The following is a 23773-nucleotide window of genomic DNA, read 5'->3' on the forward strand; positions in this document are numbered from 1 at the left end:
GGGGGCGGTCAACAAAATGGGAAGGGGTACTGGGTGCCCTGCCCTGCCCAAGCGAATCCGGCAGCGGATCCGGGGAAACGCCGCAAGGCTGGTGGTGGTAGGTATAGGGAACGCGACCGCAGGTTTTGCGGGCAGCCGGGGTCCTGGGGCGCGCGGTTGCGCGCCAGCGGGGAGCCCCCGCGGGGCGGGCTACAGGGGGATCTTAGGAGCGGGTTCGGCCAGCGCGGCGCGCCGGGCGCGGAGGCCTAGTGCTTGGTCTCGGCGCTGTAGAGGCGGCGCAGGGCGTCGCGCGCCTCAGGGGAGAGGTCTTTCGAGGGGTCGACCAGCCATCCGGGAGTGATGAAAGGCGGGTTCTGGGAGACGAAGAATCTGCCCGCGCCGGGCGAGAACGGCGCGGAGGTGCTGACAGTCTCGAGAGGGTGTGTCCAGATCAGATTGCAATCGTCGGTGCCGCAGATGATGAGATACTCGTTGGCGTTCGGGCGGCCGTTTTCGGTACATGCGGCTCGCAGGACGACGCCAGGCGCGTCGGTGGATTCTCCGGGTTCGACCCGCCCGGTGAGGATGAGTCCGTAATGTATTGCCTGGTGATCGGCGAGAAAGAGACGTGCAAAGTCAGCGAAGTGAGAGAAGGCCTGCGCGTTGTCAATCTCTACGACAACATCGCCGAGGATCGTATTGCTTGCGCCGAAGGCGATAAGGCGGACATCGTTCTGTTGCGGGGGTTGTGCCTTGACGATTGGCAAAAGCATGGAGGTCAGGCAGGTGTAAAGACCTTTGAGTCGCGCATCGAGCATTGGGCGCTTCCGGGTCGAATGGGCGTAAAGTATAGCACAGGTGCGTGCGTCGAAGAAAAGGCTTTGCGCGGTGCTCTGTGAGCATGCAAGGGGGCATGCTACTGCAATGCGCGGTTGGCGCCTGGATCTGTCTTTGGGTTGAGGTTGAAAAAAAGAAGGCTTGTTCCCGCTGCCTAACTGCGGCGGAACTAAAGAGTATTCTGAGGGCACTGCAAAAGCACTAGATCACTGGCGTGAGCGAGTTTTTGTCGCGTATTCAACCCGTTACCGCCCTACCCTGTTTCGTTCGTCCACCCATGGTGCGAAGCTCGTGCGCCTGAGGTGCGATGGTTGCTCCGCCTGTAGTGCGAAGCTCCTCCGGCGCCGGTGCGAAGGTTCGTCCACCTGTAGTGCGATGGGTTGTGGATGACCGCGTCTGGCTGTGGAGAAAGCAACACACGCACCGCGCGCACTGTAGCCGAGCTTCTGCGCTTCCTCCCCTGGTCGATCACGCAGGGCCGCGCGCCTGCCCACGCGCCGCTCTGGTGAGTGCCCTGCGCCGCAGCTGGGCCTCGATCTCTGGTCCGGCCGCCGTCCGCCCTCCAGGCCGTTGACCTTCTGCGGGCAGCAAGAACAAGGAACCCTCTCCCGCATCGTGTGCAGCCCCGCCCGGTGCGCGGATCCCGCGTTCGTCCACCTCTGGTGCGATGGTTTCGGGCTTTCAGAGGCCCCTCAAGCCCGTTCGTCCACCTCTGGTGCGATGGTTTTTCAGGAGCAATTGCAGGGTAAGTCATTGAAAAAACGAGATAAGCACGAAAATATGGTCGTTTTCGGGCGCTGCCGTCGGCGCAGCCACCTGGATCCCGCGCCAGGCCTCGGAGGGCCTGAAAAGGCGTTTTTTGGCGGGATTTGGGTGTAGTTAATTCCAACAAAAACAGATGCTTACGGCGTTCGTCCACCTCTGGTGCGATGGATCCGGACTTGGCGGCCCGAGGCGCCCCTCGCGCGCCAGAATATACGGGCAAATCAGGTAGTTACGGCGTTCGTCCACCTCTGGTGCGACGCAGTCGCGCTCTCAGGACCAGGAGCTGTGTCGGCCGCAAAATACCTGGCCTGCGGATGATGGGATTGAGCGCAAAAACAGCGAGTTACGACGTTCGTCCGGCTCCGGTGCGATGCTCGTAACGGTCTCTGGCCTGGCGGCCTCGGCCCTGCTTAAACCCTGATCTCGCTGCGTTCGTCCACCTCTGGTGCGACGAACGCTACGCCGTATCCGCGGGGTTATCGCTGGCGCGGGTGGTGTGAAGCTTGAAGGGCGTCCGGCGTCCCGTGCCCGAAATATGGAAACGCTCAAGCCAGCCTACGTCGACGAGCTCTTGCGCTGCTTCAGAGAAGGTTTCGCGCCAGCGCTTCGACCCTCCGGGCCAACCGATCGTTTTGGCCAGCCACTCCAGTTCGCGACAATAGTGATAGGGTTGTGTTGAGAGGAACTTGAAAAGCGCTTTCGAGGTCGCGCGAACAAGTTTGCGCCGCACGTTCCAGTTCAGGTAGGTGAACTCTCGCTCGAGCCAGTGCGTGACCAGCGGGTTGAACTGGATCTGAAAGAGCCCCGGGGTTCCGTAAGCATCCCATATCACATGCAGCAGGTTGAAGGTTGTGCCTGGGGTGAAGTCCGGGAGGTAGCGCTGGTGGAGGTCTTCGGTGCGGTAGTTGATCTCGATGCTCACGCCCGCGAGATCCTGCACACAGGCCTTGATCGCGTTGAGGTTCTTGGAGCCAGTCGATGCCCAGCCCAGCTCCCGGGCGATCTCTGTGCTGGTGCACAGTGTGACGTAGACGCGCTCCGGTCGCCCTGCCCTCCCCTCGGCGCCGTCCAGCTCCTGGCGGGTAAAGGCAATGGGGATGGGCAGCTTGCGAGGCAGCCCGCGCACATGGTTGTTGCGCAGGCGCAGCAGCGCAATCAGGACATCCTCGTGCCGCGTCGTGACTTTCGGCCCGTGGCGCTTGCCGTACCCGAACGGACCCTGGAAGACGAGCGCGTTTGTGCGCGGCTCGAGCAGCTCCTGCTGCTTTTCCTCCGAGATCGGTGGAAAGATGGGAAAACGGCAGATCGGGATCGGAAATTCATTGCCCACGCCCACGGCGGGGAGCACATCGATATGTCCCTCGCGCTCCATCTTAAAGAGTTCAAGCTGCGCGGCGGCAACCAACTGGCGTGTCGAGCGCCCGCTGCCGCGAGGTCTTGGGGTGGCGCTCGGTTCGACTGGCGCATCGGGCGGCGCCTCAGAGCGCGCAAGCTCTTCCCCCAGGGTGAGCGCCTGAGCCTTGGCCTGCGCCTTTCTGGAGACCGCCTTCTCGATACGACGAAGCGATGAGTGCAGGCTGGCTTCCATCGTTGACTCCCGAGCGTTGTGTATTGAGGGTGGGGCAGACCCCATATCTTGCGATTCCCTCCTCTATGCCTTGCAAAAGCTAGGCGCTGCTGGCGGTTTTGTCAAGCTACCCCTTGATTTTCCGAAAATAACACTGGCATCGCTCGTTGTTGGAAAATACACTGGGTACACCATGAACGGGAGGGAGGAGTATTACATGGCTACAGGCCTTGAGACCATCCGCGACCTGATCGATCGCAGCACCCGCGCGCATCGCCAGATTCATTCTATTAACCTGGAGCCGGGCAGAACAAAGGAGTTGTTCAACCGCTTCTCGATCACCGAAGTCAGCGCCATGGTCGGACGCACGCCCCAGGCGATTCGCCGCGCCGAGAACCAGGGAGATCTCGAGAGCCCGCGGCGAGATGAGAAGGGCCGGCGCGAAGGTTACACGCTGACACAGGTCAACAAGATCCGCGACCATTTCGGCACCCGCAAGCGGCGCTCTCCCGAGGAAAAGCCGGCCATTGTGGCGGTGCAGAATTTTAAGGGCGGGGTAGCCAAATCCACTCTGGCGGTACATCTGGCCCAGTACCTGGCCTTGCAGGGGTATCGCGTGCTGATTGTGGATTGCGATCCGCAGGCCTCCACTACACGCACCTTTGGCTACCTGCCGGATGAGCAGCTTGCCGAGAGCGACACGCTCTTGCCTTATCTTCGCCAAGAAGGGGACCTGGTCACCGCGATCCGGCCTACCTACTGGGAAGGGCTGGACCTGATTCCCGCCAACCTGCGTCTCTACCAGGCAGAGTACGAGCTGGCGTCTGATATCTACCAGCAAGGGGGCTATGTTCTGCATCTGCTCAAGCGCGGTCTCGCTGAGGTCGAGGATAAGTACGACGTTATTGTGCTTGATCCTCCCCCGGCGCTGGGCTTTATCGCCCTCAACGTGATGTTCGCTTCGAATAGCCTGCTGATCCCGGCGCCGCCTACGATGTACGATTTCACCTCGACGATTTCGTTCCTGAACATGCTCAACGACAACCTGGCGTCTATCGAGCGCCACATGGGGGCCTCGGTGGATTATCAGTTCGTGCGCATCGTCATCAGCCGTTACCGGGGCCAGCTCACGGCGCAGAGTGCCATGGCCGAGTTGATGCAAAACGTATTCGGGCATTATCTGTTGCCAACCCGGTTCAAGGAATCCTCGGAAATCCAGAGCGCGAGCAACCAGGACAAGACGGTCTATGAGCTGACCGAGCCAACCACATCGGCAAAGCGCACCTACCTGCGAGCCACGGCGATGCTTGAAGCCGTGATGCGCGATATTGAGCTCCAGATCCGCATGACCTGGCCGAGCCACAGAAAACAACTTCAGGCCGAAGGGCGCCTGTAAGGAGACCTGTCATGGCAAACAAGAACCGTCAGATGGTCGATAAGCTCAAGGACATTATGGGCCCGCCGCCCAAACCAGGGCAGGGCGGTGAGAGCGCGACACCTCCGCCCACCGGGATCCTGGAGGATCGTCTTCGCCAGACAAAGGAGCTCGCGGCCGATAAGCGGTTTCGAAAGCTCTACCATCGGGTGGCGCCTGAGAAGATCAAGGTCCCGGACAATCACAACCGCCGGTATGACCTGCTGAATGATGAGAATTGCGCCGACCTGATCAACTCCTTCCGCGAGCTGGGCAAGCAGGAGATCCCTGCGATCGCGCGCCGGCTTGAAGATGATCCTGATTATACCCACGAGTTGATCCTGGGGGCCCGACGTCATTGGACCGCGACTTATCTTGGGTGGGATCTAGTGATCGAGGAACGCGATCTCAGTAACGAAGAGGCCTTTCGTCTGAGAGATGTGGAGAACCGCGCCCGCGCAGACATCTCGGATTATGAGCGCGCGCTCGATTACAAGAAGGCGCTGGAAAGCTACTACGAGTCACAACGCCAAATGGCAACTCGGATGGAGGTTTCGCATGCGTGGCTGAATTACTACATCTTGCTGGCTACTCTGCCCCAAGAGGTGGTGGATGCTTACCCGAGCATCACAGAAATCAAGGTTCGCCACGCACGCGAACTCACGCCACTGCTGAGCAACCCGGTCTCCCGGGAGAAGATTTTACAGGCCGCCTTAGAGATCAAGGCGCAGCGCGCAGCCGGGCAGGCCGCCCCCAAGGACGGCGCCGGAGTATTGCGTGCGCTCAAGGAGAGCGCGCGTCGAAGCGGAAAGCGCAAGGCGCAACCACGCATCTACACGGGCGGCACGGGAGGCGAGGTGGCGCGCATCATCTCGAAATACAAGAACCACCTCAAGCTCGACTTTGATCTCCAGCAAGACGATGAGGCGCTCGTTTCAGCCTTCAAGGAGGCCTTGACGGATGCCCGCACGACAGACAAGCAAGGCTAGTGTCAACCATGGTTGATTTGCTCGCAAGTGGTTGTATAATAAGAGAAAAGCGGTGTTTTAATTCAACCGTACACGACCTTCTTTGCCTCTGGCGTAAGAGGGATCGGCTCTCGGATTGTTCTACGTGAAACATCCGGAGACGGGGGTGCGCTGATGGAAAAACTCATGTCTATACCCGTGGACCTGATCTCCAGGAGCCCCTACCAGTGCCGCCGTAAATTTGAGCCCGCGCTCCTGCAAGAGCTGGCGGACTCGATCGAGCGCCAGGGCCTGCTCGAGCCGGTGATTGTCAGGCCGTCTGCCGGCGGCAGGTATGAGTTGGTCGCCGGCGAACGGCGTTGGCGCGCTGTGCAGCTCCTCGGCCTGCACGAAATCAATGCGGTGGTGCGCGAGCTCGGCGACGCCGCGTCCGCCGCCAGCGGTTTGATCGAGAATCTCCAGCGCGAAAACCTCAATCCGATCGAGGCGGCCGCTGGGATCGAGCGCATGATGCGCGAGTTCAAGTTCACTCATCAGGAGATCGCCGAGGTGATCGGACTAAGCAGGGAGCGGGTCACCAACACCCTGCGCCTGCTCACGCTCACCTCCGAGGTGCAGGACCTGGTGCTGGCGGACAAGCTCACCGCGGGGCACGGCAAGATGCTTGCCGGAGTGTCCGGCGAGCGCCAGGTGGTGCTTGCGCGCCAGGCGGTGCGCCAAGGCTGGTCGGTACGCGAGATCGAGCGACGCATCGCAGCCCTTAAGCGTCTCGACCGCGGCCCTGAATCTGGCGATCCAAACCTGCGCGCGCTGGAGAGCAGGGTAGGGGAGGCGCTTGGCTCAAAGGTCACGGTGGTGGCCTCGAAAGAGGGTGGGGGCGGGGAGCTGCGCATCGCCTATCACAATCTCGACGCACTCTCCGGGATCCTCGCGCGCATCGGCATCTACGAAGATGACGGCCCCGGATGAACCGCCTCACGCCCCGCGCCTTGCCGTCCGTTTATACCGTTACCGGCCGTTCTCGCCCGGCGGATCGCTACACCTAGCGAGACCCCGAACATTTCAAGAGAGGAGGCCACCAATGCCTACAACGCAGGACACCTATGAACCCAGAAGCGTTACGGGCTGCTTCGGCGCCCAGATGCTGTCCGCCTACCGGATCACGGCGCTGACCCGCCCCGAAGGCCATTCCCGGCGCGTGAGCGTGAGCTTCGTCGTCACCGCCACCAGTGAAGAACAGGCCCGCGAGCTTGCGCGGCGTTTCGATCTGGGGGTGCACTATCATGGCCTGGAGATCACTGTGGTTCAGTTTCTCGGCGGCGTTTCATACTATATGGATTGACGGCGGTGCGAACTGCCGCCAAAGGAGAGCAATATGAGTGAGTTCGACGTGGTGAGCTTCACCATGGGCGTGGAGGATGGCTCGATCGAGCCTGGCAGCCAGCAATACCTGGAAGGCTTCCAGCACCTGATCGACTCGGGCCTCGCCTGGCAGCTGCAAGGGACCTACGGGCGCACCGCCCAGACGTTGATCGACGCCGGCCAGTGTCGCGCGCCCAAGCCGCAGCCGCGCCACACGCTCGATGGCGCACTGCCCGATGTCGGGCCCTACGCGAAGGTCAGCGCAGACAAGCAGCTGAGCTTTGACAACGGGCGCACTTTTCGCATCGTGCTCTATGGCGCCTACAACGCCAGAGGCCTGATCGGATCCGAGAAGAACGGCATCGCCGTGCTCGATGAGGACAATCTCGAGGTGCTCGCCGATGAGATCGGGCGCGAGGACTCGGGTTATTTCGGCGCAACCCGCGCACAGGCACAGCTGTTCGAGCGCCTGAGCGCAGGCTCTTTCGAGACCCTGCGCCAGGTCGTCAACGACTCGCCCCGATGCCGCCATCCCCTGGATGCGGCCGGGAATCTGCAAGGGACCTAGTCCCTCTGGCATCATGCAATTCAAGCCCCTCCTGGTGAGGGGCTTTCTCTTTCGCCCGCCGCGCGCAGAGGCGCTCGTCCCTATACCTCTTGAGGACAACCACCCGGGAGAAAGACAATGCAGCACGCACAAAGCAATACCGAGACCCCCATGCAGTACAGCAAGATCGAACCATGGAGCGACCATCTCGCGCGCATCATCGGCGGTAGTGCCGTGGATGCGGTGCGCATGGAGACCTTCATCTACGCGATGATGCGCCGCATCTGCCCGCAGTACGACGGCGGCGCCTGGGACCTCTACGAGACCAGCAACGGCGCGTTCTTTCTGTGCTTGCGCGGCGAGGGGGATCTCCAGATCATCGTCCCGTCGAACTGGTTCGAGGGCTCGATGAGCCGGGAGGCGGCCAGCATCACGGCCACCTGTTTCGCCGCCGGGCTCTATGCCGAGAGCGCCGAGACCGATCAGGCGATCGAGCTCCTGTACCGGGTGCGCGAGGTGGCCTATGCGCATGCCGAAAGAGAGAAGATCCTGGCCGCGCTGGATTAGCGGCGCGTGACCGTGGCGCGTTTGCCGCGGGCTTGATTCACCCCCTCCACACCCTTGAACGGTGCTGGAGGGGTTTTTCATTGCACGCGCGGGACCCGGCACAGGGCGGGGCAGGGGGCCATAAAAAAACCCCATAGACCAATCGGTCTACGGGGTGGGAATGCGAAGGTGTCCGCGCGCTTGCCGGTCACCTCCCGATCTCAGGTCCTTGAGCGCATCAGGCCGCTGCCCTGTGTGGCTCGACCGGCGCGCAAAGCCTGTTGAGCGCCTCGCCCAGGTGCGCTCCGACTGCTTCGAACACGCAGTGGATCACTGACTGGCCGAGCATCTCGTGGGCCGTGGTCTCGGCAACCCCCTCGATGAGTTTCCCGGGGATCGTCTTGACCGCAGCATGCTCTGCCGGCGTGAACAGGCGTTCGAGCACCGGATCACTGGGATGGGAGAGCATCGGCTCGGTGGAGCGGTACTTCGCGTAGCCGCGCCCGATGGTGCCGCATCCGTCCTCATCGCCCTTGAGTACCTGGCGCTTGAACCCCTTTCCGGCCGCCTCGTCCTTGACCGCCTTGTCACGCAGGTACGACAGGTCGCGCCAACGCGGGGAGTCCTCGGCCACCGGCTCGAGGATCTCGGCCAGGCTGTGCTCACGCGCACGCACCGCCCTGAGCGTCTGGAGGTCGATCTCCAGCCCCTCGGTGGCGGCCACCACACACAGACGGTCGCGCCGTTCGAGCGACCCGAACTCGGGCCCCGAGAGCACGCGCTCCTCGAGCGCATAGCCCCTGGATTCGAGCACCTCTCGGATGACGTGCATCGAGACCGTGTTCTGGTAGGGTGGCACGTTCTCCAGGACCACCACCGCGGGTTGGGTCGCCTCGATGAAGGCGAGAAACGCGACAAACAGCGACCCGGCCGTCTCGTGCTGCTCGGCGAACGCCAGCTTGTTCTTCGCGCGCCCCGAGAGCGAGGCCCCGGTGCAGGGCAGCCCCGCGACCAGGATCTCCACCGGCGCAAGGCGCGAGACTTCCACGTCCTGCATCGGCGCACAGATGGCGGTCGAGTCCTTGTCCCAGACCGGGTTGTTCTCCAGACTGGCCTCCAGGTACTTCGCCTCGATCTCCACGCCAAAGGCCAGGCGCGATGCGATGCCCGCGCGCCGAAGCCCGCTGTGCAACGCATGATCGAGCACGCCGGCGCCATGCGCCAGTGAGCCCACGCGCAGCGCCTCGCCCCGGCGCAGCCGATCGCGCACCCGCTCGAGGCGTTCCTGACAGGCCGCCTGGTGCGGGTGGAGGGTGACCAGCAGCCCCTCGGGGCGCACCACAACGCGTACGCGATCGACCTGCCCAAAGAGCTCCGCGAGCTCCGAGGCGTTGATATCGAGCACCGGCGAGACCTTCTCGCCGCGCTTTCTCTTGCTGATGGTGCGCTCGCCGTCGTCGGCGAGCCTGAGCACCAGGCGCTTGTTATCGGTGTCCCAGTCGAGCCGGAACCTGTCACCGGGCTTGATGCCGTGGCGTGAGAGGATGTTGCCTTCAAGCCACAGGCGTCGATTGCCGCGGTGCTCGCCGAGTTTCGTGTACACGACCGATGCCATATATACCTCCTGGGTTGTTGACCTCAGGAGGTATAGCGAGCCCAGGTGGAGGGTCTGACGGCGTGTCTCGGGGAGAGCGCGGGCCTCAGAGGCCTGCTTCGCGCGTCTTGTAGCGATAGATCCGCAGCGCGGGGATGTAGGGCGTGGACTCGAGCTTCTGGTCAGCCACGCGCTCTCGTCGCTTGCGCGGTGCGGCCAGGGCGGGGGGTCGGGTGCGCGGCAGCGCCGATCCCGCGGCGCAGGGGTAGATCAGGGGCAGCGGCGCGGGCACCAGGCGGCGCAGGGTCTCGGTGTTGGTGCCGCTCTCAAAGCACACGTTCGCTTTGAGCACCGGGGGCAGAGGCTGGACCTGCGCCAGGCGCTCCTTTGGGTCGAGCGCGGCGAGTTTTGACAGCAACCAGGCCTCGGTGCCGTCGCCGCTGATCGAGGCGAGCAGCTCCCCGGCCGTGTAGGTCTTGATCGCGCGCACCTGCGCCCATGTCCAGCCCACATAGCTTGGCGGCTCGCACAGGAGCGGGATCTTGCGATAGCACTGCTTGAGCGCCGGGCGGGGCAGGCCGGCTTGCTGCAAGGCGCTGCGGATGTGTTTGTCGGCGCAGCCGCCGTCGCGCCCGGCACTGGTGTAGCGCCGGCGCAGCCCCGAGGTTGCCTTGATCAGCTCACCCTTGAGATGGTTGATCTTTTGCACCAGCGCGATCGTCTCGCTCGAGGCACCCACGATACCCGGCAGCGTGAGCGTCTCCTGGGGCTCCTGGCCGTCGAGGAACTCGAGCCGGCTGTAGAGCGCGCTGGTGATGGCGCGCGCATCGGGCTCAAGCAGCGAGCCCGAGGGGTAGAAGTACTCCTTGGCAAAATCATCACAATAGGCGCGCCCGCCGATCCAGATCGGGCGATCCCTTTCATGGATCAGCGCCTGGTGGAGCGCGCGCAGCTGTTCCCTGAGCTGTCGCGCCAGCTCATAGATCTCCTGGGTGCCGCTCACGGCAGACATACCCATCCCCCTCGTTTAAGTTCTTGTTTCGGAACTATTCTAATGCAATTCAAGCAATCATTGAACTGCTAATCATATAAATGATCCAGGTAATACACCTCAATAATCGAGCCCTGCGCGCCCTGACGCCTATTCCCTGGCCGCCTGCCGTTGATCCGGATTGTTGCGTCTTTCGTCGCGTGCGCCTTTTCACGTATTGACCCCCCGCGCCCCGTTGCTGCATCTTGACTCTCAGTTATACCGTTACCGGATGTTTCTCGCCTGACGGGGTTTATCTGGGCTCTCTGCACCTCTCTGCACCTCTCTTGAGCTCTCTGGGGCGGCAGCGGGCGCGGCAAGGGTGGGAGAGCGCAGGACCGGTAACGGTATAACTCGGGCGTCTGGTGATGGGCGAGCTGAAACCATTAAGGAGACCGATCATGCGGCTAGAGAATAAGGCGAGCGCGCGAAACGGGGTCGATCCAGTAGAGGAAGGCGTAGCCTACGTCTATGACGCCTTGCTTGGCGTGGATGAGCCGCGCCTGCCGGTGATGCCGCAGAGCGCGCGCCGGATCCAGGCCGCGCTGCTGCGCGGGGGCGCGCTCGATACCCGTAAGGTCTCCGGCCTGCTCAGCGCCGATCCGGGGCTCTCTGCGCGCCTGTTGCGCCTGGCCAACTCTCCGTTGTTCAGCGACATGGGCACCGCCCGCACGCCGCGCCAGGCGATCGCGCTGGTGGGCGAGGTGCTGATCCAGCGCATGCTCTGCTACGCGGCGACGGACAGCCTCTATCACGCCAGCTCACCGACCACCGCGCCCTGGTTCAATTGCGTGCTGGAGCACTCGCAGTGGGTGGCGCGCACCGCCTACGCCCTGGCCACGCTGGCGGGATGGGAGCGCACGCGCTGCGTGGAGGCCTTTGTCGCCGGCAGCCTGCATGACATCGGCGCGCTGGTGGCGCTCCAGATCCTCGAGCAACGCCCGGATCTGGCCTCGGACAAGAAGATCGTCGCCGAGATCGTGATGCAGACCCACTGCAAGGCCGGCGCGCTGCTCGCCGAGGCCTGGCATCTGCCGGAACCCTACCGGGAAGTAATCGAGCACCACGAGCAGCCCATCCGCCTGGCCGCCGATGCCAGCGAGGCGCTGAGCCTGCTCGAGGTGGTGCAATGCGCGGACCTGTTCCACGGGCGCTGCCCGGCGGTGCACTCGCACGCGGCGCTCAAGCGCACGCGCTGCAAGACGCGCCTGGGGCTCCCGCCTGACTGGGAGCTCGAGAAGGACCCTGCATTCCAGGGCGCGTTTGCCCAGGCGCACGCCCTGCTCTAGCGCGCCTCGAGCACTGCGGGCCCGGGGTTCGCCCCGGGGCTGGGCGCAAGGCTTCGGGTGGACTTGTGCGGGCTCAGCCCGGCGTAGTTGGCGCGAGCGCCCTCCAGGCGCTCGTTGCTGAGCTGGCGCACCGCGAAACCGAGCACCGGCAGGCCGGCGGCGCGAAAGCCCTGCGCGCCGCTCACCGACACGCCCTCGCGCCCGGCGCCGCTCAGGCGCAGCCGCGCCCAGCCGTTGGCCTGTGAGCCGGTGATGCGGGTGGTGATCTCATCGGAGACCTCGAGCGCGCCACGCTCGGCAAAGCGCAGCACATTGACCTGGTGACACAGGCGCACCGTGCGCACCCCGGGGCGTCCGCCCCCGCGGCCCCAGTCCTTGAGCGTCATCGCCTCACAGGCCTCGCCGAGCAGCCCGTCCCAGGGTTGCGAGAAGGGCGCGCGCGCAGGCGTCTCGTTGACGTAGTAGTGCTTGGTCGGGAAGGTGACCACCCAGTCGGTGGCCCCGCCGACCTCCTCGCTGCGGGTGAAGTTGTTCATCAGCTGCGCGCGCATCAGCGCGCCCGAGACGGCGTTGACCCCGTGCAGGCGTGCAGGCGTTTCAGGGTCCTCGGTGGAGCCAAAGCGCGCGCGGGCCTCGTGAAACACACTGACCCGCGCCTGCGCATCGGCCAGGGTGACGCTCTCGGGGCGCGCCGGCGGGCTGTGCAGGATCGTCTCCGGCGCCCAGAACCGATCGAGTGCGGTGGCGCTGTAGGCGACCGCGGTACCCTTGTCGGCATCGTGGATCACCGCGCTGCCAAAAAGCCCGCCGCCGGCAGGGCGAAGGCCCTGGCGCGCATCGCGTGCCCAGTGCGTCTCCCAGGCCTGCTCGAGCGCCCAGCATGCGCCGCGCTCGCGCGCCCAGCGCGCCGGCGTGAACGCCCCCTCATCGACGAGCTCGCCCATCTCGATGACCTCGATAAAGCCCTCGTTCGCCCAGCTCGGGGTGAGCGCGCTCTCGGGGGTGTCCTCGCGGGTGCGCAGCGCCTGCCCCGAGAAACTCGGGCGGGGCAGTACGCACGCCGCACTCTCGGTGTCGAGATAGGCCTGCCCGGTGGCGGCGTCGATGGTTGCGCGCCAGGCATCGCGCGGCGCCAGGTACAGGTTGAACGCCAGCGCCTCGCGCCCGTTGGCGCCCTCGCGCAGGCGCACCCGCACGGCCTTGGCCGCGTTGCTGCTGTTGTTGATGTGAAGGGTGGTCTGCTGCGCCCCGTGCGCGGCGTAGAACGGGTAGAGCAGCACCTGTCCGAAGCCGTCCTGCGCCACGCGCACCGCCTGGGCAGGCCCCGCCCAGAGCGCCGCCGCGCCAAGCGCAAGGCAGCCAAGCAGCACGAGCGCGCCGCGCGCGCCGCGCGCGCCCTGAGCGTCGCGCCGACTCATGAGAGCGCCGCCTGCGCGCACGCCTTCTTGCCGCTCGGACAGGGCAGGGCGGGATCCGAGGCGCTCGCTCGCACGCACCCCGGGCGCAGAAAGCGCTCGATCAGCTTCGCCTCGCTCATCGCCTTGCCGAATAGATGACCCTGGGCCTCGTCACAGCCCCAGGCGGAGATCAGCTCGTACTGGCTTTGACGCTCGACGCCCTCGGCGGTGACGCGCAGGCCGAGGTTCTTGACAAAGCAGATCAACGCCCTGGCCATGCGCGGCGGAGGCGCCTCGCTGTCGATGCCCTCGAGAAAGCTTCGATCGAGCTTGATCTTGTCGATGCTGTAGTCGCGCAGATGCGAGATGGCCGAGTAGCCGACCCCGAAATCATCGATCGCCACGCGCACCCCGCGCGATCTCAGGCGCCCGAGCTGCACGACCATGTCGGGGGTGGCGTGCAGCATGGAGCTCTCCGTGATCTCGATACCAAGCGCGCTGAGCGGCACATCCATATCGACAGCGGTCTGAAGGAAGCCCTCCACGAACGAGGGGTCGCGCAGCTGAAGCGGCGAGACGTTGAGAAACAGCGTCGGCACCTCAAGGCCCTGCGCCATCCACGACTTCAGGTGCCGACAGGCCGCGCGGATCACCCAATCGCCCAGCAGGTGGATGAGCCCGTTCTCCTCGGCCAGGGGGATGAACTCATCGGGCGCCAGGATGCCGGCCTGCGGGTGGTTCCAGCGGATCAGGGCCTCGACGCCGCAGACCCGCCCGGTGGCGAGATCGATCTGCGGCTGGAACCGGAAGAACATCTCGTCGTTCTCAACCCCTTGGCGAAGGCGGTGCTCAAGGTCCTTGCGAACCTTGATCTCCTCGAAAAAGGCGGTGTCGAAGTTCGTGTAGGTGTTCTTCCCGGCCGCCTTGGAGCGATACATGGCGATATCGGTAAAGCGCAGCAGATCCTCGGGGCTTGCGTCGTTGAAGGGGTGGTAGGCAATACCGATCGAGCACGAGACATAGAGATCGAGCCCGCGCACGCGCACCGGCGCGGTGATCGCACTGATCAGGCGCCGCGCGGTGGCTTCGGCCTCCTCGATGTTGAGTATGTCCGTGACAATCACGGCAAACTCATCGCCCCCGAGGCGCGCCACGAAATCCGTGGAGCGAATGCTCAGGCTCAGGCGATCGGCGATCTGGCAGAGCAGCTCATCACCCACGTCGTGGCCGAGCGTATCGTTGACGTCCTTGAAATCATCCAGATCGATGAACAACAGCGCGGTCAGGGCCTCGGCCGTCTCGCCCTGGCCCATCGCCTCGGCGAGGCGCTGCTTGAGATAAGCGCGGTTCGGCAGGCCGGTCAAGGCGTCGTGCAGCGCCTCGTGGTGTGCGTTGCGCAGCTCATCGATGCGCTCCGAGATATCGCGCAGCACGACGATAATAAACCGCGCATCACCCTCTCCGACGCTGCTCAGGGTGTACTCCACCGGGCGCGGCCCGGCGGCCGTGATCGCCGCACAAAGCACCGCGCGCCCGAAGCGCCACACACCACAGGCGCTTGGATCACAGGCCTGACAGAGATGGGTTTGCGACTCGAGCGGGATGTTCTCGCTTCGACCCAGAAGCGAGGAGAAGGCCCTGCCGATGAGCATCTGCCGGTGGAGCCCGAACAGGGCGCAGGCCGCTGCGTTGGCGCATACGATGCGCATCTCGCGATCGCAGGTGATCACCGCGTCGTTGAGCGCGGCGCACACGCCAGGCCAGGTGAGAGGGGTTTGTTGCGTATTGGCGTTCATGTAGCGCCTGCTTGAGAGTCTTGAAACAGATCGCTCCCGCACGCCTCGCGCGCGCCCGCGGGCGTCATCTTGTTGCTCAATGGACCCACCGGCGCTCAGCGCCCTCGTGGCCCAGGCCACGCGGCCAACTTGATGCCTTGGGGCTTTCGAGCGCCTCGAGCACCCGAAGGATCTCGAAGTAGGCCATCTCGCGCAGCGCCTGGCCGGTCTTTACGCCCGCGCAGCCATCGAGGTGGCGCAGGTGACGCGCCAGGCCTGTGAGCCCTGTCACCCTGGTCACGGCGCGCGCCTCGCCCCGCTCGCCCATCGAGACAAACAGCACCTCGGGGGCGACGCACCAGCGCCCGGCGTCTCTGAGCTGCCCGCCGAATACGCACATCAGGCAGTCATCGCCAAGTTCGGCGCGCGCCACCGCAGGGATCGCGGCCCCTCGCTGGCGCACGCTCAGCACGAAGCGCTTCGCATAGAAGCGATAGGCCTGCGGATAGCCCGGCTCAACACCCGGCGAGGGCGCATCGAACACCGCCACGGCCACCCCTTCGGGCAACGACAAATCACCCGACTTGAGCGGTGCGCGCGCATCGAGCTCGATGCCGATGAGTGCGGCGTGCGAGATCAGGCCGCGCACCAGGCGGATAAAAGCCTGATCGGTATCCTCGGGCTTACAGAGCGTATCCAGGAAGCGCCCGAAAGGCGCCAGCTCGCCGGCCAGATCCGAGACCGAACCGGTAAAGACCTCAGAGGGCCAGATCGGTTCCATCGAATGCGGTCCCCTTGGTGATCTCGGAGGAGCGGCGCGCGATCTCGGCATCCGCGTTCTCGATCGCCTGGTTGATCAGATCGGCCAGATCGCGCGTATCATCGCCGCTGAGCGCCGGGGCCTTGATCTCGACGAGCTTGTGGTCACCGCGCACCCGCACCTCAATGCCTTTCTCGGGGTCGGCGGCGCTGAACTCCTCAGCCGAGATCTCCTTCTTGAGCTGGCGCAGCGCGGCCTGCGTCTTGAAGGCGCTTTTGAGAACCTTTCCCGCCTTCATGGTGTTGCTGATCATCTTTCTCATCTGTAACTCACTCCTCGGTTGTTCGGTTATCGGTGGCGGATCAGTCTTTGTTCTGGTCGATCCATTGCGAGAGGGTCTTGCTTTCGCGCATCGCCTTGGCCGGGATCGACACGCCCTTGCGCTCGGCGATGCTCTTGGCGAATTCGAGCTGCTTCTCGCTCGGGGGGAATGGCTTGCTGGCGTGCTCGTCCAGGAACTTCCTGCATACGCCGGCGTCGGTCTCGCAGTTCTCAGGCAGGCTCAGGTTGAGCGCCGCGGCCAGCTTCTGCGCAAACGCGATCTGTTTCTCGGTGGGTGCTCCAGACATTGTGTCTCCTCGGTGCGTTGTTGATGAGGGCCTCGCGAGGCCCTTGAGTGTTTCGATATCGCAGGAAAGCTTTTTCACCAAAGCCGCCTCAAAGCGCTCGCGGGTCAGCTTGCCTTCCTGAATCCCCTGGAGCGCCGCTTCCCATCGGGCGGTCTCGGCCACGTCGTATAGCGACTCGGGCAGGAACTCGATCAGCTCGCGGCCCTTGTCGGTGGAGATGATGTGCTTGCCTTTGTTGATGAGCAGGCCGTGGCGCTTGAGCGTCTCAATGATCGAGGCGCGCGTGGCGCCCGTGCCCAGCCCGGTGACCTGTTTGAGGGTCTTGGCGAATTCGCGCTCCGCGACGAACTTCGATGCGGCCTCCATGTCATCGACCAGCGTGCCCTCGCTATAGCGCGCCGGCGGCTTGGTCTTCTTCGCCTTGATCGAGACCGACAGCACGCTGGCCATCTCGCCATCGCTCACTGGCGGCAGGATCTGCTCCTCGCCCGAGCTCTTTTCGGTGGAATCGGCCATCGCTTTGCGCCCCTACAGGTACGACCAGGAGCCGCGCGCGGCCGGTGATGCGTAGCGCTCCACGCGCGCCTGGCCGGCGCCCTTGATCTTGAGCTCATAGACACGCACGCCCCGCCGGCAGAGATAATCGAGGCCTTTCGTGTCGCGGTAGTGGTTTGCGAAGTAGAGCTCGGCGACGCCCGCGCCCGCGATGCGCTTGGCGCACCCAAGGCATGGGCTGTGGGTCGTGAACACCTTCGCGCCCGCGCCGGATTCCGTCGATCCGGCCAGCTTGTCGAAGGCGTTCTCTTCGGCGTGCAGGACATCGGGGAGGGTGTTGTTGTCGGCATCCTCGCAGCCGTTATCCCAACCGGGCGGGGTGCCGTTGTAGCCGATCGAGATGATGCGGTGCTGGGTGTTGACCACCACGCACCCCACCTTCAGGCGCGTACAGCTGGAGAGCTCGGCGAACACGTGCGCGGTCTGCATATAGGCACACAAGTGCTTGATTTTCATCATCTCCGTTTATCCTCAACGCGCCGTGAAAGTGAGCGCGCCCGTGATAGGCGCCCCTTGTATAGCGAACGCACAAAACTCTTTGCACGCAGACCCCGACAGGGTCGTGCGGATCACGGTCCGAGGCGACAGTTCTGTTTGAGTTGAAGTTGAAAGCCTATATACTTGATGTATACTATGAAGCCTCGTTTATCACCCCCGGGAGATCGCTTCATGGATCAACAGGCATTCAGGAAGCTCTGTGACTCCATCGCCGCCAGCAAGGAAGAGACGCGCCTGCTGCGCGAGGTGTTTTTCGCCAAGCGCCGCCCGACCGACATCGCGTCAAGCACCAGCGTCTCCTACCAGACGCTTCGAAACGCCATCGAGCGCATCGCGCGCGAGCGGGTTCGAACCCAGGGCCTGCCGCGTACCTGGCGTGCAGCACTGGTGGTGGTGCCCGCGGAGATGGCCAGCGAGATCTACCAGATGGAGCAGGAGGCACGCGCCCGCCAGACGAGTGATTCGGCCGCGCGCCTGACCACCCGGGCGATCTCCGCCCTGCCCAAGCGCGTGCGCGTGGTGCGCCGGCGTACCAGCGCGCGCAAGCGCCCCGCCGCACCCGTGGGCAAGGTGTTCGAGGTGGACGTGGATATGAGCGTGCTGGCCACCCCGAAGAAGAAAAAGAAGAAGAGCGCAAAGAAAGCCAGGACGGCGCCCAAGAAGAAGGCAGCCCGAAAGACGGTCAAGAAGACAGCCAAGAAGACAGCCAAGAAGACGGCCCGAAAGACACCAGTCCCCGCCGCCAAGACCGCGCGCAAAGCAACAACCAAGGCGGCGCGGGGCGCGACTTCCGGTAAGGCCTCCGCTGCGCCGCGCAAGAAAACCACCAAGAAAAAGGCGCGCACCGCGCGCTGAGCGAGGCGACTCAGGCGCCGCCCGCGCGCTCGATATTACGGATCCGTGCCCGGGTCGTCGGGTGCGTGGAGATCACCCCGCCAAAGGAGGGCTCGATGCCGCCCGAGAGGCGCATCAGCGTCTGCACCGCCGCCTCCTCGCCGGCGATCTGTGCCCCCTCGCGATCGGCCCTGTATTCCATCCTGCGGTTGATGAGCAAATCGAGCAGGCGCAGCACCCGCCAGATCGCGCGATCGAGCAGGACACAGATATAGAAGACGCCCCGTATGGGTAGCAGGATCAGGCCGATGAGGCTCTGCATCAACGGCAGTGCGGCCGTGATGCGCACGGGCAGCAGCACCGCCTCGAACTGAAGGCGCGCCAGACCGACGCGGCTTCTCGCGCTGGCCAGCCAGAACCCCAGACTGAGCGCATCCCGGCGCCTGATGTGGGAGAGCTCGTGGGCGATGACGAACTCGAGCTCGCGCGCGGGCAGGGCATTGACCAGCCCCTCGGTGAGCACGATCGCCGAGCGCAACGGGCCGGCCAGCGCAAAGGCGTTGCCGTTGGGGGAGTCGAGGAGGTAGAGCGCGGGCGGGCGCATCCCCCAGCGCCTGGCGATGCGCTCTGCGCAGCGCGAGAGCACATCTCCGTCCGGGAGACGGCGAAGCTTTAGATCCCCGGCAAGCCGGGAGAGGTCGACGCTCAGGGGTGTGACCAGAAAGACGGCCACCTGGAGGGTGAAGATCAACACCCCCAGGGCCAGGGTCAGCTCGAGCATGCTCGTGCCAAGGCGCACCAGCGCCGGGGGCTCCAGGAAGAAGTACGCCGGCAACACGACAAGGGCGGCGAACACCACCCCAAGGATCAGCAGGCTCGAGGCGAGCAGGGCCATCAGCGTCAGGCTGACCCGAATGAGCGCCATGCTACCAGAGCGGCCCGTAGATCAGGCCCACGACGCGCTCGCGCGGGATCAGACCCTGGTAGCGCGAATCAAAGCTCCTGGGGTGCTCGGCGGTCACGTAGAGAAACCCGGGCTTGATCTCGAGCGCCTCGAACGCCGGCAGATCAGGGATCTCCTGGCCCTGGATGTCGTGGCTCAGCATGCGACCCAGCGCCCGGCAGTGCCTGAGCGGATCGCGCGCATGGGCCCGGCTCTCGCAGGCAAAGTGCGTGTGCTCGTGCGTCTGGAGCCAGGCGCCCGGCAGCGCGCCGACACGCTTGGCAAACACCACGCTCTCGTTGACGATCCCGCGCCCGCGGGCCCACTCGGGGATCACCGGCCGGTAGGCGATGGAGTCGGAGGCGCTGAGCTCGTGATCGGGCGCGATCTGCTTCATGACGTACCATCCCGTCGGGATCGAGGGAGTGGTGACGTAGAGGATGCGATAGGGCTGCGCCAGAAAGAGCGCGATCAGCAGGGCGCATGCGCCCACCGGCAGGGCCACCCCGAGCACCAGGCGGCGCACGTCCAACCCGCGCCCGCCCGCGCCCTCGCGTGCGAGCGCGCTCATGGCAGAAGTTCGGTCGAGCGTTGCAGGCGATCGTCAGCGACGCCTTCGTTGTGCTCGCGAAGGCGCTGTTCTTCGTTCCTGGCGGTCGCTTCTCGCATGATGGTCAGACCGATATCCACGGGCGCGACGTCCTCGACGTAGCGCATGGGGTCCACCGTTGGGACATCGGTCGGCAGCCCGAGCGCCTCGAGCACCTCGTCGGTGATATCGTAGACATCGCCCGCCACGATGGCCTGCTTGACCAGTACGATGGTCTGGGGCCCGGCGATCTCCTGGATCACCGATTGGCTCTGGCGCCCGATGCGGTTCAGGGCAACCAGCACATCGGTGTCCTCGCTCGTGATCAGCCCCGCAGCAATGGCGCGCTGGGCGTTGGCGAGACGGGTCGGGTCGAGAGAGACGACCTGGCCGTGCGATGCGCCGGGGGGTTTGAACTGGGTGTAGACCAGGTACGCGCTCATGCCCGCCAGAAGGAGCAGTACGCCATACATGGCAAGATCGCTTATCGTCAGCTTCATGACTATTCCTCTAAAAAGAGGCCCCCGAAGGGGCCAATAGGGCAACACTCTTTATTTGACACTTCCGTGTTCCTTGTGTAGCTAATTCTGCGGCCACATTTTCCTGTAATCTTCGGCGGCGCACTGATCGATCGCCTGTTCGAGCGTCATCCCGCTGTTGACCAGCTGCTCGAGCTTGGCGAGATCGTCCGGATTGGTGGTGTAGGTCCAGTAGGAGTGCTTGTCGACGATGAAGCGGTAGAGCCCGACCCCGTTGTCGTGTTCGACGAACACCTCGGAGAACCCGTTGCCGGGCATGACGGTGGCGATGATATCCTGCAACCACTCGCTGTCCGGCAGCATCTCCTTGTCTTTGGCGAACTTCATGCTGCTGCCTTTCTGCTTGAGCGTGAACTTCCACGGCGCGTTGTCGTAGGCCGCCTGGGCGGCCGGCGAGAGGAAGTAGTCGGCGAAGCTCTGCGTGATCACCCCGGCCGAGCCGTTGTACTTACGCACCCGGCGAAAGGCCGTTTCGATGAATTTCCCGGTTTTCGCCTCACCGAGCAGCGACCACGCCTCATCGATAATGATCGTCTTTTTCAGCGCACGGGAAGACTGATACATCTCGCGCGTGATAAAGCTCACCAGAATGCTCAGGATCACCGAGCGAAGCTCTGAGTCGTTCTCGAGCTCCTCGAGCTCCAGGATGGTGAACTTGTTGGTGAACTTGATCTCCGGCTTGCCGTTGAACCATTGCGCGTAGCGCCCGACCGCGTAGGGCTCGAGCTGGAGGGCGATGTTGCGCGCGCGCTCATCATCAAACGCGGAGAGATAGTCGTAGACGTGGCGCGTATCCATGCGATCCTGCTTCTCCACCCAGGTCTCCCAGATCGCCTTCTCGATGATCTGCAAGTCATAGTCGGTCTGCTGACCCTGGGGGAACGCCATGGTCGCCACCATGGCCTTCAGGGAAGGCAGCATTTCAGTGATCTCGCCGCCATCCTCCTGGATCTTGCCTTCCTCCTCCAGGCCATCGGGGTGGTACTTCTTGTTGGTCAGGCCCCAGAAGGGGTTGAGCGAGCGCGGGTTCGAGGGGTGGAACTCCAGCACTTCGCCCCCGAGCCGGTTGGCCAGCTTCTGGTAGGAGCGGCCCACGTCGATCACGCGCGCGATGCCGCCGCGCGCCAGGATGTCGCAGATGAACTCGTTGATGAAAAACGACTTGCCGGCGCCCGAGGTCGCGGTCGTGATCCAGTTGTAGGAGGTATCCGAGGAGAACACGTCGATGCAGGCCAGCTGGCCGCGGCGCGAGGTCAGCAGCATGCCGCTGTTCTTCGGATGAGATCCGCTCCAGTCGCCCTGCACGAAGGACAGGCAGGCGGCATTGAGCGAATGCATGGTGGTGGCGCGCTGGAGTCCGCGCCCCGGCTGGTCCATGCTGGGGCTGAACGAGAGCGGCAGGCTCGCCATGAACACGGGCAGCGTGATGAATCGCTCGGGCGAGAGCTTGAAGTCAGCGTTCTCCCAGAGCGCGGCCACCTGCTGCGCGTCGCGCTGCGCGAACATGTCGGCCGAATAGACGTTGATGCCCGAGTAGGCGCGCACCAGGTTGTGCCCGGCGCGGGTCTGGGTGAGCAGGTTGTCCACGGCGTTTCTCTGCTCGTAGAGATGGCCCATCATCGACTTGTACCACTCGGAGTCGGACATGGCCTGCTTGTTGAGATTGCCGAACTTGAAGGTCAGGCGCTCGCGCCCCTTGTCCGGGTCCTGGATCAGGATATTCGTGTAGGCGTAGAAGACCCGGGGGATGCGCTCCTCTCGCGAGAGCGGATCGCCCAGCAGGCGCGCCATGTTGGGCAGCGTGTGCGGACTGCTCGGGAAGGAGTCGACCGTCATCGCCACCATGCGCACATCGAGATTGTGGTTGGTCTGTCCGAGCTGCTCGCCGGCCTGCTTGCTTCCGGTGGGCGTGCGGCTGAAAGAAAGCGTGCCGTCTTCGCACACCCGGATGCGGGTCTCCTTCTCGATCAGCTCCTCCTGCAACGGGCGATCAGAGGCGTTACTGACCAGCTCCGCCGGCGGAATGTGCGGGTTGCAGATCTCGCGCAGGAATTGCTTGACCGCCTGCTCATCGAGCTCCCAGGAGGGGATGCTGGTGCCCCAGAACGCCTCTTTGACGGTATCGCGAATGTCGTTGACGATGCCAAGCCACTGCTCGACTTCGCGTCGATTCGAGACATCGCCGTTAAACGGCACGCGCGCGCTGAACACGTAGCGGATCATGCGCGGATGAAGCTTCTGACCGGGCAGAGCCGAGAGCTGCGCCGAAGTGAGCATCATGAAATCATGACGCCGATGCGCCATCTCGCGAATCATCGGGTGCTGGCACCGCTTGAGCCGCGCCTCGAGCCAGGTCTCGACATAGGGCTTCACGTAGGAAGAGGACAGCACCCCGAACTGAAGGGAGGATCCCGCCGGAAACGCCTTGATGATCTGCTCGATCTGGCGCTCTGAGTTGGTGCCCGCGACCACCAGGGGCGCGTACTCGAGAAAGAATCCACAGGATGGTCCTTCGCCGTCATCGAGAAACAGCAGATTGCGTTCCTTGTCGAAATCGCGATAAGGCAGGAGCTCCGAGAAGCGCTCACGCTCAAGCAGGTTGTTGGCCTGCGCCACTGTCACAGGTGTCTGCGAGGTGCCCGCGGGGCGAACCCACTGCGCAAACTTTCGAGAGAGGCTGTCTACGATCTTCATTTAGCAATCCCTGTATCTAATGAACGGGCCGCCCAGGCAGCGCCGCTTGCGGGTTATCGAGGCACGTTCGGGACGAGGCGCTCGTGAGGCTGTACGATCCCGGCGCGCTCGCGCACCTCGGCATCGGCATCATCGGAACTCGTTTGCGCCTCCGGGCTCTTCGGGTTGAAGCCGAGATTCTCCGGGCGAAGCGGCGTGATCACGCCCGCCCCCTCACCAGGGGCCGTCAAGGTGCCGAAGTTCCAGTAACCCTCGGTGGTGAAGTAGAGGTATTCCCCGCCGTGCAGAACGCCCTCGGCGCTCTGATACGGGGCGATCCATAGCTGATGGACCGAGGGGGGCGTATAGACCGGCTTGCCGCGCTCATCGGGCATCGGGAACCCCGGGAACACCCTTTCGCCGACCACTCCCTGGCGCTCTGCCGACTGGCCACCATTGGCGCCGGAGCGCTCATGCACGTTCTCGCGCGACCCGAAGTCGCCCAGGGCGGCGGAGTGGGTGTCTTCCAGGCTCTTGCAGTAGCCCTCGGCGCTGTTGAGTGGGCACGAATAGCTCGGGCTCGATGCGCACCCGGCGGCGAACAGGGAAACTGCGCCAATCAGGATCAGTGTCTGGTAGGGCTTCACTTGTATGACTCCTTCAGTCGTTTAGCGGTGCGCCAG

General features: G+C 64.2%; 23 protein-coding genes. 8 read left to right on the forward strand and 15 right to left on the reverse strand.

The window, feature by feature from the left end:
• Window positions 1–245: 245 nt before the first annotated feature.
• Together THITHI_RS0117110 and THITHI_RS0117115 are read right to left on the reverse strand one after the other, a co-directional pair.
• The gene (locus THITHI_RS0117110) at window positions 246–797 is read right to left on the reverse strand and encodes a hypothetical protein (RefSeq protein ID WP_018234285.1); all 552 of its coding nucleotides are present in this window, start codon (window positions 795–797) and stop codon (window positions 246–248) included.
• A 1241-nt stretch (window positions 798–2038) separates the two neighbouring features.
• Window positions 2039–3169 (reverse strand): hypothetical protein, encoded by a 1131-nt coding sequence (locus tag THITHI_RS0117115; RefSeq protein ID WP_156820686.1) that lies wholly within the window; start codon window positions 3167–3169, stop codon window positions 2039–2041.
• Window positions 3170–3365: 196 nt separating this feature from the next.
• Here THITHI_RS0117115 and THITHI_RS0117120 point away from each other — a divergent pair, with 196 nt between their 5' ends.
• The 6 genes from THITHI_RS0117120 (at window position 3366) to THITHI_RS19430 (ending at window position 8006) form a co-directional block, all read left to right on the forward strand.
• On the forward strand, window positions 3366–4544 hold the full coding sequence (locus THITHI_RS0117120; RefSeq protein WP_018234287.1) for an AAA family ATPase: 1179 nt from the start codon (window positions 3366–3368) through the stop codon (window positions 4542–4544).
• A gap of 11 nt (window positions 4545–4555) precedes the next feature.
• A complete protein-coding gene (locus tag THITHI_RS19420; protein ID WP_018234288.1) occupies window positions 4556–5551 on the forward strand; it encodes a ParB/RepB/Spo0J family partition protein in 996 nt (331 codons plus the stop codon).
• A gap of 165 nt (window positions 5552–5716) precedes the next feature.
• Window positions 5717–6499 (forward strand): ParB/RepB/Spo0J family partition protein, encoded by a 783-nt coding sequence (locus THITHI_RS0117130; protein ID WP_198005660.1) that lies wholly within the window; start codon window positions 5717–5719, stop codon window positions 6497–6499.
• Between the two features lie 112 nt (window positions 6500–6611).
• Window positions 6612–6872: a hypothetical protein gene (locus THITHI_RS0117135; protein WP_018234290.1), complete on the forward strand. Its 261-nt coding sequence runs from the start codon at window positions 6612–6614 to the stop codon at window positions 6870–6872.
• 33 nt (window positions 6873–6905) lie between these two features.
• A complete protein-coding gene (locus THITHI_RS19425; RefSeq protein WP_018234291.1) occupies window positions 6906–7460 on the forward strand; it encodes a DUF7417 domain-containing protein in 555 nt (184 codons plus the stop codon).
• A gap of 117 nt (window positions 7461–7577) precedes the next feature.
• Window positions 7578–8006, forward strand: coding sequence for an antirestriction protein (locus THITHI_RS19430; protein ID WP_018234292.1), 429 nt, complete (start codon window positions 7578–7580; stop codon window positions 8004–8006).
• A 217-nt stretch (window positions 8007–8223) separates the two neighbouring features.
• Here THITHI_RS19430 and THITHI_RS0117150 read toward each other — a convergent pair whose 3' ends face one another.
• Window positions 8224–9600 carry a DNA cytosine methyltransferase gene (locus tag THITHI_RS0117150; protein WP_018234293.1) on the reverse strand — a complete coding sequence of 459 codons (1377 nt, stop codon included), beginning with the start codon at window positions 9598–9600 and terminating at the stop codon, window positions 8224–8226.
• Between the two features lie 85 nt (window positions 9601–9685).
• The gene (locus THITHI_RS0117155; RefSeq protein WP_018234294.1) at window positions 9686–10591 is read right to left on the reverse strand and encodes a hypothetical protein; all 906 of its coding nucleotides are present in this window, start codon (window positions 10589–10591) and stop codon (window positions 9686–9688) included.
• 419 nt (window positions 10592–11010) lie between these two features.
• Between THITHI_RS0117155 and THITHI_RS0117160 the strand changes: the two genes are divergently transcribed.
• Window positions 11011–11898, forward strand: coding sequence for an HDOD domain-containing protein (locus THITHI_RS0117160; RefSeq protein WP_198005661.1), 888 nt, complete (start codon window positions 11011–11013; stop codon window positions 11896–11898).
• On the opposite strand, the gene THITHI_RS0117165 is transcribed toward THITHI_RS0117160, so the two are convergent.
• The 6 genes from THITHI_RS0117165 to THITHI_RS19440 form a co-directional block, all read right to left on the reverse strand.
• Window positions 11895–13316, reverse strand: coding sequence for a hypothetical protein (locus THITHI_RS0117165; RefSeq protein WP_018234296.1), 1422 nt, complete (start codon window positions 13314–13316; stop codon window positions 11895–11897). The genes THITHI_RS0117160 and THITHI_RS0117165 overlap by 4 nt on opposite strands.
• On the reverse strand, window positions 13313–15091 hold the full coding sequence (locus tag THITHI_RS19435) for a sensor domain-containing protein (protein WP_018234297.1): 1779 nt from the start codon (window positions 15089–15091) through the stop codon (window positions 13313–13315). The genes THITHI_RS0117165 and THITHI_RS19435 overlap by 4 nt, the downstream gene beginning before the upstream one ends.
• 76 nt (window positions 15092–15167) lie before the next feature.
• Window positions 15168–15851, reverse strand: a complete 684-nt coding sequence (locus tag THITHI_RS0117175) for a hypothetical protein (protein WP_018234298.1) — start codon at window positions 15849–15851, stop codon at window positions 15168–15170.
• Complete coding sequence (locus THITHI_RS0117180; protein WP_026186455.1) at window positions 15829–16143, reverse strand: YbaB/EbfC family nucleoid-associated protein; 315 nt, start codon at window positions 16141–16143, stop codon at window positions 15829–15831. The genes THITHI_RS0117175 and THITHI_RS0117180 overlap by 23 nt, the downstream gene beginning before the upstream one ends.
• A gap of 49 nt (window positions 16144–16192) precedes the next feature.
• Entirely contained in the window at window positions 16193–16975 is a 783-nt protein-coding gene (locus tag THITHI_RS0117185) for a DNA topoisomerase (protein ID WP_018234300.1), read from the reverse strand.
• Window positions 16976–16987: 12 nt separating this feature from the next.
• Window positions 16988–17473 (reverse strand): deoxycytidylate deaminase, encoded by a 486-nt coding sequence (locus tag THITHI_RS19440; RefSeq protein WP_018234301.1) that lies wholly within the window; start codon window positions 17471–17473, stop codon window positions 16988–16990.
• Between the two features lie 210 nt (window positions 17474–17683).
• Between THITHI_RS19440 and THITHI_RS19960 the strand changes: the two genes are divergently transcribed.
• Window positions 17684–18367: a hypothetical protein gene (locus THITHI_RS19960; RefSeq protein WP_018234302.1), complete on the forward strand. Its 684-nt coding sequence runs from the start codon at window positions 17684–17686 to the stop codon at window positions 18365–18367.
• Between the two features lie 10 nt (window positions 18368–18377).
• Here THITHI_RS19960 and THITHI_RS0117200 read toward each other — a convergent pair whose 3' ends face one another.
• The 5 genes from THITHI_RS0117200 to THITHI_RS0117220 all read right to left on the reverse strand — a co-directional run bounded on the left by THITHI_RS0117200 (window position 18378) and on the right by THITHI_RS0117220 (window position 23737).
• Window positions 18378–19271, reverse strand: coding sequence for a M48 family metallopeptidase (locus tag THITHI_RS0117200; RefSeq protein ID WP_018234303.1), 894 nt, complete (start codon window positions 19269–19271; stop codon window positions 18378–18380).
• A gap of 1 nt (window position 19272) precedes the next feature.
• Window positions 19273–19860 (reverse strand): S26 family signal peptidase, encoded by a 588-nt coding sequence (locus THITHI_RS0117205; RefSeq protein WP_018234304.1) that lies wholly within the window; start codon window positions 19858–19860, stop codon window positions 19273–19275.
• Window positions 19857–20378: an OmpH family outer membrane protein gene (locus THITHI_RS19450; protein WP_018234305.1), complete on the reverse strand. Its 522-nt coding sequence runs from the start codon at window positions 20376–20378 to the stop codon at window positions 19857–19859. The genes THITHI_RS0117205 and THITHI_RS19450 overlap by 4 nt, the downstream gene beginning before the upstream one ends.
• Window positions 20379–20459: 81 nt before the next feature.
• Window positions 20460–23111 carry a TraC family protein gene (locus tag THITHI_RS0117215; RefSeq protein ID WP_018234306.1) on the reverse strand — a complete coding sequence of 884 codons (2652 nt, stop codon included), beginning with the start codon at window positions 23109–23111 and terminating at the stop codon, window positions 20460–20462.
• 53 nt (window positions 23112–23164) lie between these two features.
• Entirely contained in the window at window positions 23165–23737 is a 573-nt protein-coding gene (locus tag THITHI_RS0117220) for a TraV family lipoprotein (RefSeq protein WP_018234307.1), read from the reverse strand.
• Between the last annotated feature and the right edge of the window lie 36 nt (window positions 23738–23773).

The sequence above is a fragment of the Thioalkalivibrio thiocyanodenitrificans ARhD 1 genome (assembly GCF_000378965.1).
Classification (GTDB): Bacteria; Pseudomonadota; Gammaproteobacteria; order Ectothiorhodospirales; family Ectothiorhodospiraceae; genus Thioalkalivibrio_A; species Thioalkalivibrio_A thiocyanodenitrificans.

Bases quoted from the DNA above. Each gene is read 5' to 3' on its own strand.
- THITHI_RS0117185 (WP_018234300.1), bottom strand. From the start codon at position 16,975: ATGGCCGATTCCACCGAAAAGAGCTCGGGCGAGGAGCAGATCCTGCCG.
- THITHI_RS19420 (WP_018234288.1), top strand. From the start codon at position 4,556: ATGGCAAACAAGAACCGTCAGATGGTCGATAAGCTCAAGGACATTATG.
- THITHI_RS19450 (WP_018234305.1), bottom strand. From the start codon at position 20,378: ATGAAGCTGACGATAAGCGATCTTGCCATGTATGGCGTACTGCTCCTT.
- THITHI_RS0117160 (WP_198005661.1), top strand. From the start codon at position 11,011: ATGCGGCTAGAGAATAAGGCGAGCGCGCGAAACGGGGTCGATCCAGTA.
- THITHI_RS0117120 (WP_018234287.1), top strand. From the start codon at position 3,366: ATGGCTACAGGCCTTGAGACCATCCGCGACCTGATCGATCGCAGCACC.
- THITHI_RS0117130 (WP_198005660.1), top strand. From the start codon at position 5,717: ATGTCTATACCCGTGGACCTGATCTCCAGGAGCCCCTACCAGTGCCGC.
- THITHI_RS19440 (WP_018234301.1), bottom strand. From the start codon at position 17,473: ATGATGAAAATCAAGCACTTGTGTGCCTATATGCAGACCGCGCACGTG.
- THITHI_RS0117150 (WP_018234293.1), bottom strand. From the start codon at position 9,600: ATGGCATCGGTCGTGTACACGAAACTCGGCGAGCACCGCGGCAATCGA.
- THITHI_RS0117175 (WP_018234298.1), bottom strand. From the start codon at position 15,851: ATGGAACCGATCTGGCCCTCTGAGGTCTTTACCGGTTCGGTCTCGGAT.
- THITHI_RS0117205 (WP_018234304.1), bottom strand. From the start codon at position 19,860: ATGAGCGCGCTCGCACGCGAGGGCGCGGGCGGGCGCGGGTTGGACGTG.
- THITHI_RS19435 (WP_018234297.1), bottom strand. From the start codon at position 15,091: ATGAACGCCAATACGCAACAAACCCCTCTCACCTGGCCTGGCGTGTGC.
- THITHI_RS0117115 (WP_156820686.1), bottom strand. From the start codon at position 3,169: ATGGAAGCCAGCCTGCACTCATCGCTTCGTCGTATCGAGAAGGCGGTC.
- THITHI_RS0117165 (WP_018234296.1), bottom strand. From the start codon at position 13,316: ATGAGTCGGCGCGACGCTCAGGGCGCGCGCGGCGCGCGCGGCGCGCTC.
- THITHI_RS0117215 (WP_018234306.1), bottom strand. From the start codon at position 23,111: ATGAAGATCGTAGACAGCCTCTCTCGAAAGTTTGCGCAGTGGGTTCGC.
- THITHI_RS0117110 (WP_018234285.1), bottom strand. From the start codon at position 797: ATGCTCGATGCGCGACTCAAAGGTCTTTACACCTGCCTGACCTCCATG.
- THITHI_RS0117135 (WP_018234290.1), top strand. From the start codon at position 6,612: ATGCCTACAACGCAGGACACCTATGAACCCAGAAGCGTTACGGGCTGC.
- THITHI_RS19425 (WP_018234291.1), top strand. From the start codon at position 6,906: ATGAGTGAGTTCGACGTGGTGAGCTTCACCATGGGCGTGGAGGATGGC.
- THITHI_RS19960 (WP_018234302.1), top strand. From the start codon at position 17,684: ATGGATCAACAGGCATTCAGGAAGCTCTGTGACTCCATCGCCGCCAGC.
- THITHI_RS0117155 (WP_018234294.1), bottom strand. From the start codon at position 10,591: ATGTCTGCCGTGAGCGGCACCCAGGAGATCTATGAGCTGGCGCGACAG.
- THITHI_RS0117200 (WP_018234303.1), bottom strand. From the start codon at position 19,271: ATGGCGCTCATTCGGGTCAGCCTGACGCTGATGGCCCTGCTCGCCTCG.
- THITHI_RS19430 (WP_018234292.1), top strand. From the start codon at position 7,578: ATGCAGCACGCACAAAGCAATACCGAGACCCCCATGCAGTACAGCAAG.
- THITHI_RS0117180 (WP_026186455.1), bottom strand. From the start codon at position 16,143: ATGATCAGCAACACCATGAAGGCGGGAAAGGTTCTCAAAAGCGCCTTC.